The organism is Bartonella sp. MR168JLCBS (assembly GCF_042194175.1).
The window spans coordinates 1-742 of the sequence record NZ_JBHIMP010000339.1 but is presented as its reverse complement, the minus strand read 5'-3'; the positions used below and the strand labels follow the sequence as shown (position 1 = coordinate 742).

The 742-nt window shown below is 37.6% G+C and carries 1 protein-coding gene and 1 pseudogene; both read right to left on the bottom strand.

Translation table 11 applies throughout. The annotated features are described in order from the left end of the window. Nucleotides 1-115: pseudogene (locus ACFIK8_RS11275) on the bottom strand (hydrolase); the annotation flags it as partial. Further along, on the bottom strand, nt 115-742 hold a 628-nt coding region (locus tag ACFIK8_RS11270; RefSeq protein ID WP_375669477.1), incomplete at its 5' end, for a YgfZ/GcvT domain-containing protein. The pseudogene ACFIK8_RS11275 and the gene ACFIK8_RS11270, both read right to left, overlap by 1 nt.

Here is a 742-nt window from a genome sequence, read left to right as displayed (position 1 = left end):
TATCTTCGATTTCGACATCAAAAGGAGAAGGATTTAAGAGATCTAGTCGCCGGCCAGACAGCATTCTTTGCCACGCACGAGCTTCTCCATTTTGTGATAATTCAGCTTTAGCCATTAGTCAGTTTCCAAAGTTTTTTCAGGAAAGGTAAAATTCATATTTTCAGCAATACTTATTGTGACGGGGGTATTTTCTACTGTAAATGTGATATTGTTGTTCATAGCATCTTTAACATGGTCAATACGCATTAAAGCTAAAGCTTCGTTTGCAGCACATGTTCCCAAGTGACCAAGCACTTTGGTACCTGCTTCGACGGTGGACTTTGAGGTTAATTCATGCTGGCTTTTAACGATCAAAACGCGGCGACGCGCTGTATGTCGATGGTGCATTCGTGAAACGATTTCTTGTCCGATATAACAACCTTTGTTAAAGGATAGTCCACTGATTTGATCATAATTAATGTCATGGGGAAAGATTTTCCCTATCTCATAGTCTTGACCGCTTTCTGCAATTGCATAACGGATACGCAATCGATTCCAATTCTTATTATAATCTGGGGCAGAAAAAGGTATTTCCCCATAGGTTCGTACTATTTTTTCTTTTTGTGGAAATCGCTTATCAATGAAACTTGAATCAAAATTGAAGTTATTTGATTCATTATTCCAAGAAATTGTAACAAGTTCTTGGAATGGTTGTGAAATTTCTACTTTTTTACGCAATTTATAGAAGAGCAACCGTTTGTAG